At 65.5% G+C, this 16,207-nt stretch carries 14 protein-coding genes; 3 read left to right on the forward strand and 11 right to left on the reverse strand.

Features of this window, described 5'->3' with window-relative positions; genetic code table 11:
* The first annotated feature begins 2 nt into the window (after positions 1–2).
* From deoC to AB8841_RS13145, 3 genes are read left to right on the forward strand one after another with little or no spacing between them, the layout of a single operon-like run.
* Positions 3–764, forward strand: coding sequence for a deoxyribose-phosphate aldolase (deoC, locus tag AB8841_RS13135; protein WP_370436283.1), 762 nt, complete (start codon positions 3–5; stop codon positions 762–764).
* 1 nt (position 765) lies between these two features.
* On the forward strand, positions 766–2,088 hold the full coding sequence (gene deoA, locus AB8841_RS13140) for a thymidine phosphorylase (RefSeq protein WP_370436284.1): 1,323 nt from the start codon (positions 766–768) through the stop codon (positions 2,086–2,088).
* A complete protein-coding gene (locus tag AB8841_RS13145) occupies positions 2,085–3,026 on the forward strand; it encodes a 2-hydroxyacid dehydrogenase (RefSeq protein WP_370436285.1) in 942 nt (313 codons plus the stop codon). The genes deoA and AB8841_RS13145 overlap by 4 nt, the downstream gene beginning before the upstream one ends.
* Positions 3,027–3,137: 111 nt before the next feature.
* Here AB8841_RS13145 and AB8841_RS13150 read toward each other — a convergent pair whose 3' ends face one another.
* From AB8841_RS13150 to AB8841_RS13200, 11 genes are all read right to left on the reverse strand, one after another.
* Entirely contained in the window at positions 3,138–3,839 is a 702-nt protein-coding gene (locus AB8841_RS13150) for a sulfite exporter TauE/SafE family protein (RefSeq protein WP_370439263.1), read from the reverse strand.
* 66 nt (positions 3,840–3,905) lie between these two features.
* The gene (locus AB8841_RS13155; RefSeq protein ID WP_370436286.1) at positions 3,906–4,754 is read right to left on the reverse strand and encodes a C40 family peptidase; all 849 of its coding nucleotides are present in this window, start codon (positions 4,752–4,754) and stop codon (positions 3,906–3,908) included.
* 215 nt (positions 4,755–4,969) lie between these two features.
* A complete protein-coding gene (locus tag AB8841_RS13160) occupies positions 4,970–6,352 on the reverse strand; it encodes a M17 family metallopeptidase (protein ID WP_370436287.1) in 1,383 nt (460 codons plus the stop codon).
* 268 nt (positions 6,353–6,620) lie between these two features.
* Positions 6,621–7,532, reverse strand: coding sequence for a 2-dehydro-3-deoxygalactonokinase (locus tag AB8841_RS13165; RefSeq protein ID WP_370436288.1), 912 nt, complete (start codon positions 7,530–7,532; stop codon positions 6,621–6,623).
* A gap of 197 nt (positions 7,533–7,729) precedes the next feature.
* Positions 7,730–8,365, reverse strand: a complete 636-nt coding sequence (upp, locus tag AB8841_RS13170) for a uracil phosphoribosyltransferase (protein ID WP_370439264.1) — start codon at positions 8,363–8,365, stop codon at positions 7,730–7,732.
* Positions 8,366–8,394: 29 nt separating this feature from the next.
* A complete protein-coding gene (locus AB8841_RS13175) occupies positions 8,395–9,648 on the reverse strand; it encodes a URC4/urg3 family protein (protein WP_370436289.1) in 1,254 nt (417 codons plus the stop codon).
* 87 nt (positions 9,649–9,735) lie between these two features.
* Positions 9,736–10,998: a GTP cyclohydrolase II gene (locus AB8841_RS13180; protein WP_370436290.1), complete on the reverse strand. Its 1,263-nt coding sequence runs from the start codon at positions 10,996–10,998 to the stop codon at positions 9,736–9,738.
* A 141-nt stretch (positions 10,999–11,139) separates the two neighbouring features.
* Positions 11,140–12,360 (reverse strand): phosphopentomutase, encoded by a 1,221-nt coding sequence (locus AB8841_RS13185; RefSeq protein WP_370436291.1) that lies wholly within the window; start codon positions 12,358–12,360, stop codon positions 11,140–11,142.
* Positions 12,361–12,404: 44 nt separating this feature from the next.
* Entirely contained in the window at positions 12,405–13,406 is a 1,002-nt protein-coding gene (locus AB8841_RS13190) for a cation diffusion facilitator family transporter (RefSeq protein ID WP_370439265.1), read from the reverse strand.
* A gap of 12 nt (positions 13,407–13,418) precedes the next feature.
* Positions 13,419–15,047, reverse strand: a complete 1,629-nt coding sequence (locus tag AB8841_RS13195; protein WP_370436292.1) for an ABC transporter ATP-binding protein — start codon at positions 15,045–15,047, stop codon at positions 13,419–13,421.
* On the reverse strand, positions 15,044–16,207 hold the full coding sequence (locus AB8841_RS13200) for an ABC transporter permease (protein ID WP_370436293.1): 1,164 nt from the start codon (positions 16,205–16,207) through the stop codon (positions 15,044–15,046). The genes AB8841_RS13195 and AB8841_RS13200 overlap by 4 nt, the downstream gene beginning before the upstream one ends.

Consider the following 16,207-nt stretch of genomic DNA (forward strand, 5'->3'; position numbering starts at 1 on the left):
CCATGTCCGATGCGGAAATTGCCCAACATGCTTTGCGTTGCCTCGATCTCACCGATCTGACGGATAACTGCACGGATCAGTCCATCGATGCCTTGTGCAGGAAGGCGCTCGATCCGCGCGGGCCGGTGGCGGCCGTCTGCGTCTGGCCGCAATTCGTCAAGCGTGCGCAGGAGGTCCTGAGAGGTTCGCCCGTGCGCATCGCCACCGTCGTGAATTTCCCGGCCGGCGGCGAGGATATCGATCGCGTCACCGACGACGTGCAGGAGGCTCTCTCCGATGGCGCGAACGAGATCGATCTGGTGCTGCCCTACGAGGCCGTGCGCCGCGGCAACCTGAGGATCGCGACCGAGATGGTCGAGGCCGTCCGCGATCTCGTCGACCAGGGCCGGCTGCTCAAGGTGATCCTCGAAACGGGCGAACTGAAGGACCCGACGCTGATCGAGACGGCAAGTCGCCTCTCCATCGAGGCCGGCGCCGATTTCATCAAGACGTCGACCGGCAAGACGCCCGTTTCCGCGACGCCGGAATCAGCCGCGATCATGCTCGACGTCATCAAGGCGTCCGGGCGCAATGTGGGTCTCAAGCCTTCCGGAGGTATTCGGACCCTCGCCGATGCGAGGACCTATCTCGACCTTGCCGAGCGTATCATGGGGCCGGGCTGGGCGACGCCGCAAACCTTCCGCATCGGCGCGAGCAGCGTCTACGATACGCTGATGGCGGCGATCGAGGGACGTGACGGCGCCGCCGCCACCGGGGCTTACTGACATGGTTCGACTTCCGCAGGAAATCATCCGCCGCAAGCGCGACGGCAGAACGCTCGAGGCGGGTGAGATCGAGAGCTTCATTCAAGGCTTGACCTCGGGCCACGTGTCCGAGGGACAGGCCGCTTCCTTCGCCATGGCGATCTTCTTTCGCGGCCTGTCCGTTCCGGAGCGCGTGGCGCTGACCCGCGCCATGATGAATTCGGGCGAGGTGCTGCGGTGGGACCTGCCGGGCCCCGTGCTCGACAAGCACTCGACCGGTGGCGTCGGCGACACGGTGAGCCTCGCGCTCGGCCCGGCGGTCGCGGCCTGCGGCGGCTTCGTGCCCATGATCTCCGGTCGCGGCCTCGGGCATACGGGCGGAACGCTCGACAAGTTCGATTCGATTCCGGGCTACGTCACGCAGCCCGACATCGACACCTTCCGCCGTGTCACGCGCGAGGTGGGCTGCGCCATCATCGGACAGACGGCTGACCTCGCGCCCGCCGACAAGCGCCTCTACGCCATCCGCGACGTGACAGGGACGGTGGAATCCATCGATCTCATCACCACGTCCATTCTGTCGAAGAAACTGTCGGCAGGCCTTCATGGGCTCGTGATGGACGTCAAATGCGGCTCCGGCGCCTTCATGGACAATGCGAAGGATGCGCGCGCCCTGGCCGAGAGCCTCGTGCTCGTCGCCAATGAAGCGGGCCTTCCCACGAGCGCCTTGCTCACCGACATGGATCAGCCTCTCGCGACCGCTGCCGGAAACGCCGTGGAGATGGCTTACGCCGTCGACTACCTGACGGGCCGCCGCCGCGAGGCGCGCTTCCACGAAGTGACGGTGGAATTGTCCGCCGAAATGCTCGTGCTCGGTAGGATCGCGGCCGATATCGCCGAGGCGCGCGCGAAGATCGAGGATGCGATCGTCTCCGGCAGGGCTGCAGAGGCGTTCCAGCGCATGGTGGCGGCGCTCGGCGGACCGGGCGATTTCGTGGAGAGCCACAAAAGGCATCTGCAGGCTGCGCCCGTCGTCCGTTCTGTCCATGCGGAACGCTCCGGAATCGTGCAGCGCGTCGCGACGCGGGATATCGGCATCGCCGTCGTGGCCCTGGGCGGTGGACGCACGCGCCCGCAGGATGCCATCGATCATGCGGTCGGGCTCACCGGGCTTGCCCAGATCGGCGAGACGGTCGATGCCGACCGTCCGCTCGCCATTGTGCATGCACGCAGCGAAGAGGCGGCCGAAGCTGCCGCGCGCATGGTGCGTGCCGCCTATGTCCTGGGCGATGCGAAAGCTCGGTCCGGGGTGATGATTCTCGAACGTATCGGAGTGAAGTCTTGAGCCTGCTCGTCGCCGTCACCTGGGAGCCACAGCCATGGGTCGAACGTCTCGGCCGCCATCTGCCGGGCCGCGAAATCGCCGTCCTGGGAGAGGCGTTCGACCGGGACAGGATCCGCTTCGTGGCCACCTGGGGGCCGAAACCCGGATGCCTGGACGATCTGCCCAATCTCGAGGCGGTTTTCTCCCTCGGCGCGGGCGTCGATCACCTGATGAATTATCCCGGTCTTCCCGACGTGCCGATCGTGCGCGTTTCGCAGGATGATCTGACCCATCGCATGAGCGAATACATGGTCATGCATTGCCTCATGTATCTTCGCGACCATGCACGCTTTTCGGCCGCGCAGCGCGCCAAGCGCTGGGAGGACGACCGCTCGCCGCCCATCGCGTCCGAGGTGCGTGTCGGCGTCATGGGTTTCGGCGTGCTGGGGCAGGATGCCGCCAGGAAGCTCAAGACAATGGGCTTTGACGTGGCAGGCTGGAGCCGCACGCCGAAAACCGTGGAAGGCTTCACGGTCTATTCGGGCGAGGACGGGCTCTCCGAATTCCTCGCGCGCACGGACATCCTGATCAGCCTCGTGCCGCTCACGCCCGACACCCGCGGCATTCTCAATCGCAACCTGTTCGGAAAGCTGGCGCGGGACGGCAGGCTCGGCGGTCCCGTCCTCATCAACGCGGGCCGGGGCGGCCTCCAGGTGGAGAGCGACATCCTCGCCTGTCTCGACGACGGAACCCTCAAGGCGGCAACCCTCGACGTGTTCGAGAAGGAGCCGCTGCCGGAGACCTCTCCGCTCTGGGATCATTCCCGCGTCACGATCACGCCGCACAACGCGGCCGTGAGCGAGCCCGAGGCGACAGCCCGCTACATCGCGGATCAGATCCGCCGTCACGAGGCGGGCGAGCCCTTCCAGAATCTCGTGGATCGCGTGCGGGGCTATTGACGACGCGGGGGCGAGAGCATCGGACGGGTCGTCGAACCCTCGTCCGGTGCTGTAAGCCTATGATCTCGGGCATCGGGCGCAAAGCCGATTCCCCCTTTTGCGCCCGATGGTCTAAAACGCCCCGTAACCCCGCAATCCGTCCCACAAGAGCTTCACGGCCGTCAGAGCGAGCAGGGCATAGCAGACCCGATAGAGCTGCCTCTGATCCAGGCGCTCGTGCAGCCTGAAGCCTGACCAGACGCCGAGCGGGATGAGGGGCAGACACAGGGCCATCAAGGTCCAAAGCTCCGCGCCCGGCCTTGCGAGCGCGAGCCACGGCGCGACCTTCATCAGGTTGCCGGCCGCGAAGAAGCTGCTGCTCGTGCCCGCGTAGACGACCTTCGGGAGCCCGAGGGGGAGAAGGTACATGGCGACCGGCGGGCCGCCCGAATGCGCCATCATGGAGGATATGCCCGACGCCGTTCCGGCCACGATGGCCTTTGCCTTCGAGCGAGGCTGCCGAACGATCCTGCCGCCGCCGCGAAACCACAGTCCCGTGAAGGCGAGCGTGATCAGCGCGATGAGGATGGCGAAGCCGTGCGGGTCCACCACCTTCATGAGCATGAACCCGATGGCGGTGCCGATGGCGAGCGACGGGATGAGAAGCGCGAGATCGATCTTCGACCAGGTCTTGGGCCGCCAGTAATAGAGCGCCACCGCATCCATCAGCACGAAGAGCGGCGCGAGCAGCGCGCCCGCGGCGATCGGATCCATGACGAGGGACAGGACCGGGATGCCGATGATGGCGAGGCCGCCGCCGAACGCGCCCTTCATGAACGCGATGAGGAAGACCCCGAGGGCGACGACGAGGAGGGTCGTTGGATCCGGCACGATAATCGGTCAGAGGCGCTTGATGGAGCTGATCGGTCCGTAGCTGGTCCTGCGGATGCGCTCTTCCGCGACCGACAGCGGCTCGATCATCACGGTCATGCTGTGGCCGGTGGCGTGGATGAAATCCGTCGCGTCCATCATCAGGCCCACATGGCCCTTCCAGAACACCAGATCGCCGCGCGCGAGGCCGCCGAGATCGGGCGTGACCTCGACGGCGGTGCCCAGTTCGCGCTCCTGCATGTCGCTGTCGCGGGGGGCCTTGATGCCGGCCGCCGCCAGCACGGTCTGCGCAAGGCCCGAGCAGTCGATGCCGAGGCTCGTCTTGCCGCCCCAGAGATAGGGCGTGTGCAGGAAGCGCTCGGCGACGCCCACGTAGTCGGGTTCCGTCGCATCGAGAGGGGCGAGGTGCGGCGCGTAGACCCAGCCTCCATCGGCGAGCCGTGCGTAATCGCCTTCTGTGCCCGTGACCGCAAGCCGGGCGTTGAGGGTCAGGTAATCCTGGTAGGGGAGCTTCAGGCTGGGGCCGGGATAGACGAAGGTGCGGATGGCCGCGACCCTGTGCGTCGGCGCCGGTCCCGGTTCCCGCAGGACGTCGCTTGGCAGGTAGCCGACATAGCCGTCCTCATGCAATTGCACCCAGGCCCAGCCCTCGTGCTCGTCATAGACGGTCGCGGCCTCGCCGAAGATGGCCTGCGTATCCACGGGCGCCTCCCGGGAGGGATGGCGGTGAAGGGGAGCGAAGGAAGCGGCGACACGCCTGATCGTGCCGGTCGTGTAGCGCTCGGCCTCGACCCGCCCCCGAAGCCTCTCGTCGGCCAGATCGGAGCGGACAGGGGTGATGCGGCGGTCGAAACTCATCAAAGCGGCTCCTCGGCGCGGACCGTGAGGGTGTTTCCTAGCGCATCGTGCGAAAAAGTGGACCCGGTTTTTCGCAAGGACGATGCGTTTTGTCCAAGAAGGGAGCATCGTTCCCGTCCTGCCCGGCCCTGAACCGGGCATCCACGTCTTGATGGCTCAGCGGTTCCAAAGACGTGGATGACCGGGGCGAGCCCGGCCATGACGAGAGACCACGCTTAGGAGGCGTAGCGCTTCTTGAGCAGCGCATACATGAGGCGCGCGGCCTGGACCTCTCCGCCTTCCGGTCGCGCGGGGCGGGTCGAGGGATTCCAGGCGAAGATGTCGAAATGCACATGCGCCTTGGCGTCGGACACGAAGCGGCGGAGGAACAGGGCCGCCGTCACCGAACCGGCCATCGGACCGCCCGTGTTGTTCATGTCGGCGTATTTCGAGTCGAGCTGGCTCTGATAGGGAGCCCAGAGCGGCAGGCGCCACACGGGATCGTTCACGGCCATACCGGTGCGGGTGATCTCGGCGGCGAGCTCCTCGTCATCCGTGTAGAAGGGCGGCAGCTCCGGGCCGAGCGCCACGCGGGCCGCGCCCGTGAGCGTGGCGAAATCGACGATGAGGTCCGGCTTCTCCTCGTCCGCCAAGGCCAGCGCATCGGCCAGGATGAGGCGGCCTTCCGCATCCGTGTTGCCGATCTCGACCGTGATGCCTTTCCGGCTGTTCAAGATGTCGCCGGGCCGGAACGCATTGCTGGAGATCGCGTTCTCGACCGCTGGAATGAGGACGCGCAGGCGTAGCTTAAGCTTTGCGCCCATGATCATGTCGGCGAGCGCGAGGGTGGCGGCGGCGCCTCCCATGTCCTTGCGCATCAGCAGCATGGAGGAGGCGGGCTTGATGTCCAGCCCGCCCGTATCGAAGGCGACGCCCTTGCCGACGAGCGTGACGCGCGGTGCGTTCGCGTCGCCCCAGGTGAAGTCGATGAGGCGCGGCGCGATGTCCGATGCGCGGCCCACGGCATGGATCATCGGGAAGTTCTGCTTCAGCAGATCGCCGCCGACGATGCAGGTGAACTGCGCGCCGTGGGCTTCCGCAATCCGGCGCGCGGCCGCCTCGATTCCATCCGGTCCGAGATCGTTCGTCGGCGTGTTGACGAGATCGCGGCTGCGGAACACCGCGTCGGCGATCCTGGTCACTTCTTCGGCATCGACGCCGTCGGGAACGACGAGACGCACGGCTTTCTCCGTGCGCTTGCGGTATCGCGTGAAGCTGTAGGAGCCCAGGATCCAGGCGAGCGTAGCCAGCATGGCGTCGGGCGCTGCGGTCTCGAAGCGATAGACGCCCTCCGGCAGGACCGTCGGCAGCTTGCCGACGATGAAGGGATCGCGGTGCCTGGCATCGTCATTCGCAAGGCCGAACGCGACGCCCAGCAGATTGCCGTCCGCATCCGGCAGAAGGCAGTGGCTGCCCGCCTTCCCCTCGAAGCCTTGAGCCTTCGCAAAGCCCTGCGCCGTCTTCGGCAGCTGGGCGCAGATGCCGTTCCACGTGCTCTCCGTCACGAGCCAGATCGGAAGTGAGCTGTCGGCGGACGTGGCGAGAAGAGAATGGGGCATGCTCAAGCCTTGAGGTTCGTGAAGTCGTTTCGAGGAAAGTTTTAGGGACGAAATGAAGGGATGTCATCCCGGAGAACAAGAGGCCCGGAACCTGACATTTCTCGGGCGCTCATTATCATGGCCTTTTCCCGTCATGGCCGTATCGAGTGCGGCTATCCACGTCTACGGGAACCGTTGAGCCTACCAAGACGTGGATGCCCGGCTCAGGGCCGGGCATGATAGGGCGAGGGTAAGGACGAGGGCATCAAGCGCCGCCGGTCAGCTGCGCTCATGGGGCGGCATGCTGGCGCACGATCCGCGCGAGGCCTGCCAGAAGGGCCTGCTGCGTGTTCTTCAGCTCGGTCCTGATACCGTGGCGGGCAAGGGCATGGGCATAAAGGTCGGCGCGTGCCTGATCGGCGAGAATGGTGACGACTGAAGGGCGTCCGAACTGGGCGAGCGCTCCGTTGATTTCGTCGCCCGTGAGAAGGCCTGAGAGGTAGGGCCCGAGGAGATTGCTCGCCATGCGCCCGGATACCACGGCGGCCCGCGCTCCGAACAGGAGATGAAGAAGCCCCACGCGCGCTGCGCCATCCGTGCCGCTGTTGCGCTCGGCCGCGTCGAGGCCCATGTCGAAGCCCTTCGGGTCGGCCGGCTCCGTCGCAGGGCGCCCGATCATGGATTGCTCCCGCAACAGGGCATACATCTCGCCGGTCATGAAGGTGGCGAAACGCTCGATGCGCCCGTCGCGCATGTGAATCCATTTGGGGTGCGTTCCGGCCGAGCAGACGAGGCCGTTCTCGACGCCCGCGCCCAAAACCAGTGTTTCCTCGCCGCGCATCACATCCGCGGCGCCGGGAGCCGGTTCGCAGAAAAGGCCCGGGATGATGTGGCCTTTGCGGCCATCGCCGAGATCCACCGGAACCAGTGCCCGCGCAATCTCGGCCGGACCTGCAGGGCACGAGGCGTAGGGCGCTTCCTGCCATCCCTCGCGGCTGCCTACCATGCCGACGAGCAGCACGGGCGCATTCGGTTCAGCCCCCAGCCAGCGCCCGCATTGCCGCAGGAAAACGCCGCGATGCTCGCCTTTCCGCAGGGCGGATACGCCCTCGTCCGACGAGACCTGATCGAGAATGGTTTCGTTCTCGATCAGATAGCCCCGGAAGCGGGTGGTTCCCCAGTCGGCGACGATGAAGCGCACGGCCTGATCCTTGTTTCGGTCTGTGGAGGACGACAGCACCGGACGTGAAATCGAACCCGTATCCGATGCTGTCAGTTTATGCTTTTGAGCATCTTTTCACGCAAAACCGGTGCCCACTCTTGCGTTCGATGCTCGATCATCTTTTCCCGCAAAGCCAGTTCCCGCCTTTGCGTTCGATGCTCTAACCGGGCGAGGCTTCAGCGCGTTCCATACATGCGGTCGCCGGCGTCGCCGAGGCCGGGCACGATATAGCCGTGGTCGTTGAGGCGCTCGTCGATGGAGGCGGTCCAGATATGCACGTCCGGATGGGCGCTGCGCAGCCGCTCGATGCCTTCGGGCGCCGCCAGAAGACAGACGAAGCGGAGGTCCTTCGCCCCGCGCTCCTTGAGGCGCTCGATGGCGGCTACGGCCGAATTGGCGGTGGCGAGCATCGGATCGAGCACCAGCACCATGCGGTCGCCGAGATCGGACGGGGCCTTGAAATAATATTCCACCGCCTGGAGCGATTCCGGATCGCGATAGAGGCCGATATGCGCCACGCGTGCCGCGGGCACGAGGGTGAGCATGCCGTCGAGGAATCCGACGCCCGCACGCAGGATGGGGGCAAAGACGAGCTTCTTGCCGGCGATCTGCGCACCTTCCATCTTGGTGAGCGGCGTGTCGATCTCGATGCGCTCCATCGGCAGGTCGCGGGTGACCTCGTAGCAGAGAAGCATCCCGATCTCGTTGAGGAGCTGGCGGAAGCCCTTCGTCGAGCGCTGCTTGTCCCGCATCAGGGTAAGCTTGTGCTGAACCAGCGGATGATCGACCACCGTCACGCCTTCCATCCTCATTCCTCCCTGGGTCGTCATAGGCTGATTCATCAAAACACCGTTCCGTCACTGATTACGCTGAGAGGCGGCGAGCCGTCGCCGCGCTTCTCCTTGGCCAATCTGCGCCCCGTGGCCCAGGTGCCGCCTTCGAGCACCTTCGCGAGAGGGAAGGTCTCGGCGGTAAGCCCGAGCCGGGCGCGAACCGGATCGGCAATGCGGTCCAAAAGGGCAACCGTCAAGGCCCGCCACTCGACGACGAGGGTTGAATCCACCGTATGCGCATGCCCGGCGTCTTCAGGATTCTTCAGCGCGATCACGCCCGTATCGAGAAAAAGGCCGCCATTGCGATATTCCGGCAGGCCCGTGAGACCGTCGATTTCCGTGACGGCGTACCCGGCCCATTCCAGGGGTTCGATCAGCGAATAGGAAAGCCATTGGGAGAGCTTGTGGAAGGGAATAAGCCCCTTCGTGGCGTCGGGCGCCTCGACCAGCGGGTGGCGCCAGGTATCGCCGAGATCGATTCCGCCCAGGCTGATCCGCCCCGGCCAGATCGGCCCGAGATAGGTCAGAAGCGCATCCAGGATCGACGTCGCCCTGACGGCCTCGTCCTCGGCGCCTGCCGCGATCACGTCGAAGAGCCCGCCAGGGCGGGGATCGTCGACCTGCCCGAAAATGTCGGGGTTCGTGGCCACCACGCGCCCGAGACGGTTGAGAAGGGCGGCGCGGCCCTCCAGCCCGACGAGCGGGTTGTCCGCCGACACCTGGAACCCGGCGGCGAGATCATCCGCCGTCAGCGCCATCAGCACGTCCGCATCGACCCGGAACGGATCCTCCGGCCGACTCGAAAAGGCCCCGCTCACGAACATGTCGAAGCTCGCCACGGCCAAGCCCTCGGAGCGGGCGTAAGTGTCGCCCGTACGGCCTTCCTGGTAGCGCCATTGCGGCCCGGCGCCTGCGTCGAGCAGCACGGACACGATGGCGAGATCGAAGGCCGAGCGGGCCATCTCGGCGGCCTCGGTCCATGGGGCGCCTCCCATCACCGCCTCCCAGCGGTCATGGCCGCCGGCCGTGAAATGCCGCCAGCGCGCATGGAAGGGGATGTCGAGGGAAGGATAGGCTTCGCGGATCGTCGTCACCACCTCGTCGGCGCAGGCCTCCAGGCGGGTCAGGTCCACCGTGAAATGCTGGAGGCGGCCCGCAAGGCCCGCATCGAGCAATTGATGCGACCGTTCGCGCACCGCCGCGGCCGTCAGGAGCTTGCGGGCGGCTTGGGTCTCGGGGGAGGGATTCGACTGGTCCGTCACGCGGGGCTCCGATGCTCTCTGGGGGAGAAGCGATAGCACAGTCTTCGGGAGGCCAGCACCCTTGCGCCGGGCCGGTTGTGGAGAAGGTTAAAAGCGCTCGAGGTCGCGGCCCTTCACCCTGTCGAGTTCCGCCGCATCGGGGGCTCCGTCCGGGGTGTAATAGCCGGCGGCCTTCTTGGCCTCGATCTCCACCTGGGCATCCGGCGGCACCAGTTCCGGCGGGATCGGCACCCGTTCCCCCACCTCGATGCCCGATTCCGTGATGGCGTCGTACTTCATGTTCGACATGGACATGAGCCGGTCGATGCGGCGGATGCCGAGCCAGTGGAGCACATCGGGCATGAGCTGCTGGAAGCGCGCGTCCTGCACGCCCGCCACGCATTCCGTGCGTTCGAAATAGGTGGCGGCCGAGTCGCCGCCTTCCTGGCGCTTGCGCGCGTTGTAGACGAGGAACTTGGTGACCTCGCCCAGCGCACGGCCCTCCTTGCGGTTATAGGCGATCACGCCGACGCCACCGTTTTGAGCCTCCTTCACGCATTCCTCGATGCCGTGCACGAGATAGGGCCTGCACGTGCAGATGTCGGAGCCGAAGACGTCCGAGCCGTTGCACTCGTCGTGCACGCGGCAGGCGATGCGGGTTCTCTCGTCGCTCAGGCGCGCGACGTCGCCGACGATGTAAAGGGTCGTGTTGCCGATGGGCGGCAGGAATATGCTCATATCCGGGCGCGTCACGAGCTCGGGGAACATGCCGCCGGTCTGCTCGAACAGGGTGCGGCGCAATTCGCCTTCCGAACAGCCGAAGCGCTCCGCGATGCCGGGTAGGTGCCAGACGGGATCGACGGCGATCTTCGTGACCGAAATATCGCCGGATTCGTGCAGGAAGCCGCCGTCGGCCTTCAGGCGCTTCGCCCCCATGGCCGAGAGGATTTCCGGCATGTTGAGGCGCGCCTTCGTGACCGCGATGGAAGGGCGGACGTCGAGGCCGCCCGCGATGTCGTCTCCGAAAGCTTGGCCGACCAGATGGCCCCAAGGGTCGAGCGACACGATCCTGCCCGGCTCGAACCATTGCGGGTGCGGGCCGATCTCGGCGGTGGGATGGGTGTTGTGGAGATCGGGCCGCGACAGGGGATTGAGCGCGCGTGCCGAGATCGCCAGGGCCCGGTAGAGCGAATAGGAGCCGCCATGCGCGCCGATCACGTTGCGGTCGCCTGGATTGGTGACGGTGCCGATGATCGGTCCGCGCTCCTTCGGGTCCTTGGCGCCCCATTTGATCGGATGCTTGATGGTGCCTGCATTCGGCTCGGGGTGGGATGTGAGCCTGATATGGGTCGAGCGGTTAGGCGTGCTCATGAATGATCTTCCACGCGTGAACGGGAAGACTCCCCCAACGATCGTCAGGAAAGTCTCCTTACGATCCTTGGAAGACTGAGCCAAAGTTGCGTTGCCGTCAACGGCTTAAGAGAAGGGTGCGACGCCCCGGGACGACGGTGGTCAAATCCAGGATTGTCCCTTTCTCGCGGGCCCAAGGCCCAGGTGAGTCAGAATGCTCGCTCCGATATCGGCGAAGCTGTCCCGCCGCCCGATACGGCCCGGCTCCACTCCGGGTCCGAAGCAGAGGATCGGCACATGCTCGCGGGTATGGTCCGTGCCGGGCCAGGACGGATCGTTCCCGTGGTCGGCCGTGATGATGACGAGATCGCCGTGCCTCAGCGCGGCTTCGATCTCCGGCACTCGCCTGTCGAAGGCCTCGAGCGCCGCCGCATAGCCCGGGATGTCGCGGCGATGGCCGAACTCGCTGTCGAAATCCACGAGATTGGCGAAGACGAAGCCGCCCTCAGGGAGGATTCTCATGGCCTCGATCGCCGCCGACAGACAGGCGTCGTTGCCGTTCGGCTTGACCTCCTGGCCGGTGCCGCGATGCGCGAAGATGTCACCGATCTTACCGACGCTCACCATCGGGCGTCCCGCCTTCGCCAGCGCATCGAGAATGGTATCGGAGGGCGGGGGCGTCGCGAAATCCTTGCGGTTTCCCGTGCGTGTGAAGCCGATTTCGGGAGTGCCCTGGAAGGGCCTCGCGATCACGCGCCCGATCCTGTATTCGTCGCAGAGCTCGCGGCAGATCCCGCAGAGATCGTAGAGACGCTGCAGGCCGAAGAACTCCTCGTGCGCCGCGATCTGCAGCACGCTGTCCACGGAGGTGTAGCAGATCGGCTTTCCGGTGCGCAGATGCTCGACGGCGAATTCTTCGATGATCGCGGTGCCGGATGCGTGCTTGTTGCCGAGAATGCCGGGAAGGCGGCCGCGCTCGATCAGCGCCGTCGTCAGCTTCTCCGGAAAAGCCGGAACCGTATTCGGGAAGTAGCCCCAATCGAAGGCGACGGGAACGCCCGCGATCTCCCAGTGGCCCGAGGGCGTATCCTTGCCCCTGGAGGTCTCGACGCCGTACCCCCAGGCTCCCGTGAGAGCGCCGCGCGGCGCAAGGTTCGGCGGCATGCGGCCCGTGGAGGCCTCGCAGGCCAACCCTAAGCCGAGGGCGCTCATGTGAGGAAGATCGAGCGGGCCTTGGCGCAGGCCCGGCTGGTCGCCGCGGCCCTGCGCGCAGGCCTCGGCGATGTGACCGACGGTGTCGGCGCCGATATCGCCATAGGTCTTCGCATCCTCCGCTCCGCCGATGCCAACGGAGTCGAGAACGATGAGGAGAGCGCGCGCCATGAATCCTGGTCCTTCGAGCGGTTCGAATCAAAGATGATACGGCATTACGGCGAGCGACGCGATGCCTCGGTTCCATGGAGGTGTCCCCCAAGATCATGCCCCTCGTGATTGTCGAGGGGACAGTCGCGTCCGTGATCGTGGGCGCCGGGGGAATGGATCTCGATCTGCAGGGTCGCATGCCCGATCCCGAACCGTTCTCTCAGCTCGTGCTGCGTCTCGGCGAGGAACCGATCGCCCGGATGGCCGTCCGGCATGACGAGATGGGCGGTAAGCGCCGTTTGCGTCGTGCTGATGGCCCAGATGTGGAGATGGTGGACGCGCGAGACGCCCGGACGTTCCGCCAGGAATTCCCGCACGCGCGCCACGGATATTCCGCTCGGCACGCCATGAAGCGAGAGCCTGAGCGACTGGCGCAGCAGGTCCCAGGTTCCCCAGACGATCACGGCCGAGATGACAAGGCTTAGAACCGGGTCGATCCAGGTTGCGTCCGTCCAGAGAATGGCGAGACCGCCGAGCACGACGCCCAGGGATACGACAGCGTCAGCGACCATGTGCAGGAACGCTCCGCGAATGTTGAGGTCATCGTGTCCGCTCATGAAGAGAAAGGCCGTAAAGCCGTTCACGAGAATGCCGATGCCCGCCACGACCATCATGGTGCCGGCCATCACGGGAGCTGGCTCGATCAGGCGCTGGACGGATTCCCACACGATTCCGCCGACGGCGACCATCAGGAGAAGCGCGTTGAGGAGGGCGGCCAGAATGGAGCTTGCACGCAGGCCGTACGTATAGTGCTCGTTGGGCTCACGCCTGGCCAGGGTCGCCGCCCCCCAGGCGATGCCGAGTCCCAGCACGTCGCTCAGGTTGTGGCCCGCATCCGACAGAAGCGCCATGGAGCCCGCAAAAAAACCGTAGCCTGCCTCGATGGCCACGAAGGCGAGATTGAGCGTAATGCCGATCAGAAAGGCACGGCCGTGAGTCACGTCACGGGAGTGGGAGTTGCTATGCCCGTGATGGGAATGACCTGACGGATGATGATGCGCCTGCATGGTCTTCACGCGTCATTGCCGGACGGCGTCGGCTCCGACAGTCTCGAGGTTGAAGGCTGCTGCGAACAGGGCCCGCGTGTACTCGGTCCGAGGCGCGGCGAAGATGCTCTCGGCGGATCCCTCCTCGACCACCTTGCCGTTCTGCATCACGATCACGTGGTTCGCGAGAGCCCGCACCACCTTCAGATCGTGGCTGATGAACATATAGGCCAAATCGCGGCGCTTCTGAAGATCGCGCAGCAGCTCCACAATCTGCGCCTGAACGGACATGTCGAGAGCAGAGGTCGGCTCGTCGAGCATGATGAATTGCGGCTCCAGCGCCATCGCCCGGGCAATTGCGATGCGCTGGCGCTGGCCGCCGGAGAATTCATGCGGGTAGCGGTCCATCGTTGCGGGATCGAGCCCCACATCGTGCAGTGCCTTTGCCACCACGTCGCGGCGCTGGCGATAGTTCAGGTTCTTGTCCTGCACCAGAAGCCCTTCCTCCACGATCTCGGCCACGGACATGCGCGGCGAAAGAGAACCGTACGGATCCTGGAACACGACCTGAAGATCCTTGCGCATGGGACGGATCTCCCGGGAACGCAGGCCGTCGATCCGGTTCCCGAGGAAGACGATGGGCCCCTGCGATTGGACGAGACGCAGGATCGCCAGGCCGAGCGTCGTCTTTCCCGAACCCGACTCGCCCACGACGCCGACCGTTTCGCCCCGTCGCACGCGGACGGATACGCCGTCGACGGCCTTCACATGACCGACGGTCTTCCGGAAGAAGCCGCGCCTGATCGGGAACCACACCTTGATGGGGCCCGCCTCGACCACGGTGGGGGCGCCGGCGGGCAGAGGATTGGCGCGGCCTTTCGGCTCGGCTGCGAGAAGGCGCTGCGTATAGGCGTGCTGCGGGTTGTCGAAGACCTCCGCTGTCGTGCCGTGCTCCACGATCTTGCCGTTGAGCATCACGCAGACGCGGTCGGCGATCTTGCGCACGATGCCGAGATCGTGCGTGATGAACAGCATCGACATGCCGAGCTTGTTCTTCAGCTCGGCCAGGAGCTTCAGGATCTGCGCCTGCACCGTCACGTCGAGCGCCGTCGTCGGTTCGTCCGCAATGAAGAGATCGGGCTCGTTCGCCAGCGCCATGGCGATCATCACGCGTTGCCGCTGTCCGCCGGAGAGCTGATGCGGGTAGGCTTTGAGGCGGCTCTCCGCATCGCGGATGCCGACAAGCTCGAGCAGCTCCAGCGTTCGGGCAAGGGCCTCCTTGTCGGAGAGGCCGCGATGGAGCTTGAGGATTTCGCCGATCTGCCGGTCGATGGTGTGGAGCGGATTGAGCGAGGTCATCGGCTCCTGGAACACCATGGTGATATCGTCGCCGCGCACGCGGCGCATCTCGTCCTCGTTCAAGGCGATCAGGTCCTTGCCCTTGAACAGGATGCGGCCCGATGGATGATGGGCGGAGGGGTAGGGCAGGAGCTTGAGCACCGAGAGCGCCGAGACCGACTTGCCCGATCCCGACTCGCCTACCAGCGCCACGGTCTCGCCGGGCAGGATGTCGAAGGAGACGCGGTCCACCGCCAGCATGTCGCGCCCGCCCTGGCGGAACGCGACGGAGAGATCTCGGACGGAGAGGAGGGGCTCTGTCATCGGAAGGTCTTTCTCGGGTCGAAGGCGTCACGCACCGCTTCGCCGATGAAGATGAGAAGGCTGAGCATGAGGGCGATCACGAAGAAGCCCGCGAGGCCGAGCCATGGAGCCTGGAGATTGGCCTTGCCCTGGGCCAGGAGCTCGCCGAGCGACGGCGAGCCCGGCGGCAGGCCGAAGCCGAGGAAATCGAGCGAGGTCAGCGTCGAGATCGAGCCGTTGATGATGAACGGCAGGAAGGTGAGCGTCGCGACCATGGCGTTGGGCAGGAGGTGCTTGAACATGATGGTGGCGTTCGAGAGCCCAAGCGCGCGCGCGGCACGCACATATTCGAAGTTTCGCGCCCGCAGGAATTCCGCGCGCACGACGCCCACCAGGGACACCCAGGAGAAGAGCAGCAGGATGCCGAGCAGCACGAAGAAGCTCGGCGTGATGATCGCCGAAATGATGATAAGCAGATAAAGCGAGGGAATGGCGGTCCAGATCTCGATGAAACGCTGGGCGACCAGATCGATCCATCCACCGTAATAGCCCTGCACGGCGCCGGCGAAGATGCCGATGACGGACGAGATGCCCGCGAGGATCAGGCCGAACAGCACGGAGATGCGAAAGCCATAGATGAGGCGCGCCACCACGTCGCGGCCCTGGTCGTCCGTGCCGAGCCAGTTCCACTCGATGTCCTTGCAGCCCGTGCCGCCCGTGCGCTCCGCAATGGGGCGGCATTGTTCGTCGGTGAGCATCCAGGTCGGCGGAGCCGGAGCGGGAACGGGAAGGTCGAGATTGTGGGTGTTGTACGAGAAGTGGATGGGGGCCCAGAGCATCCATCCGTTGTCCTGGATCTCCTTCGCGATGACCGGATCGCGATAATCGGTCTGCGCCAGGAAGCCGCCGAATTTTTCTTCCGGGTAGTCGACGAAGGCCGGATAGAGCAGTTCGCCCTTATAGGAGGCGAGGATCGGCTTGTCGTTGGCGATGAGTTCCGCGAACAGGCTGAGCACGAACAGAACGGTGAAGATCCAGAAGGACCAATAGCCGCGACGGTTCGCCTTGAAGTTCGACAGGCGGCGGCGGTTGAGCGGCGAGAGCTTGATGAAGCCTTCCTTCGGCAGCGGCGGCGCGACCGGCGAGGCGGCCGGGGAGACGACGGGGACGTTCTCGTTCAT

Origin of the sequence: Microvirga sp. TS319 (assembly GCF_041276405.1) — a bacterium.
GTDB lineage: Bacteria > Pseudomonadota > Alphaproteobacteria > Rhizobiales > Beijerinckiaceae > Microvirga.

Excerpts from the sequence above, each read along its gene's own strand:
- deoC (WP_370436283.1), top strand. The coding sequence starts at position 3 with ATGTCCGATGCGGAAATTGCCCAACATGCTTTGCGTTGCCTCGATCTC.
- deoA (WP_370436284.1), top strand. The coding sequence starts at position 766 with ATGGTTCGACTTCCGCAGGAAATCATCCGCCGCAAGCGCGACGGCAGA.
- AB8841_RS13150 (WP_370439263.1), bottom strand. The coding sequence starts at position 3,839 with ATGAAGGGCGCGTTCGGCGGCGGCCTCGCCATCATCGGCATCCCGGTC.
- AB8841_RS13155 (WP_370436286.1), bottom strand. The coding sequence starts at position 4,754 with ATGAGTTTCGACCGCCGCATCACCCCTGTCCGCTCCGATCTGGCCGAC.
- AB8841_RS13160 (WP_370436287.1), bottom strand. The coding sequence starts at position 6,352 with ATGCCCCATTCTCTTCTCGCCACGTCCGCCGACAGCTCACTTCCGATC.
- upp (WP_370439264.1), bottom strand. The coding sequence starts at position 8,365 with ATGAGGATGGAAGGCGTGACGGTGGTCGATCATCCGCTGGTTCAGCAC.
- AB8841_RS13180 (WP_370436290.1), bottom strand. The coding sequence starts at position 10,998 with ATGAGCACGCCTAACCGCTCGACCCATATCAGGCTCACATCCCACCCC.
- AB8841_RS13185 (WP_370436291.1), bottom strand. The coding sequence starts at position 12,360 with ATGGCGCGCGCTCTCCTCATCGTTCTCGACTCCGTTGGCATCGGCGGA.
- AB8841_RS13190 (WP_370439265.1), bottom strand. The coding sequence starts at position 13,406 with ATGCAGGCGCATCATCATCCGTCAGGTCATTCCCATCACGGGCATAGC.
- AB8841_RS13195 (WP_370436292.1), bottom strand. The coding sequence starts at position 15,047 with ATGACAGAGCCCCTCCTCTCCGTCCGAGATCTCTCCGTCGCGTTCCGC.
- AB8841_RS13200 (WP_370436293.1), bottom strand. The coding sequence starts at position 16,207 with ATGAACGAGAACGTCCCCGTCGTCTCCCCGGCCGCCTCGCCGGTCGCG.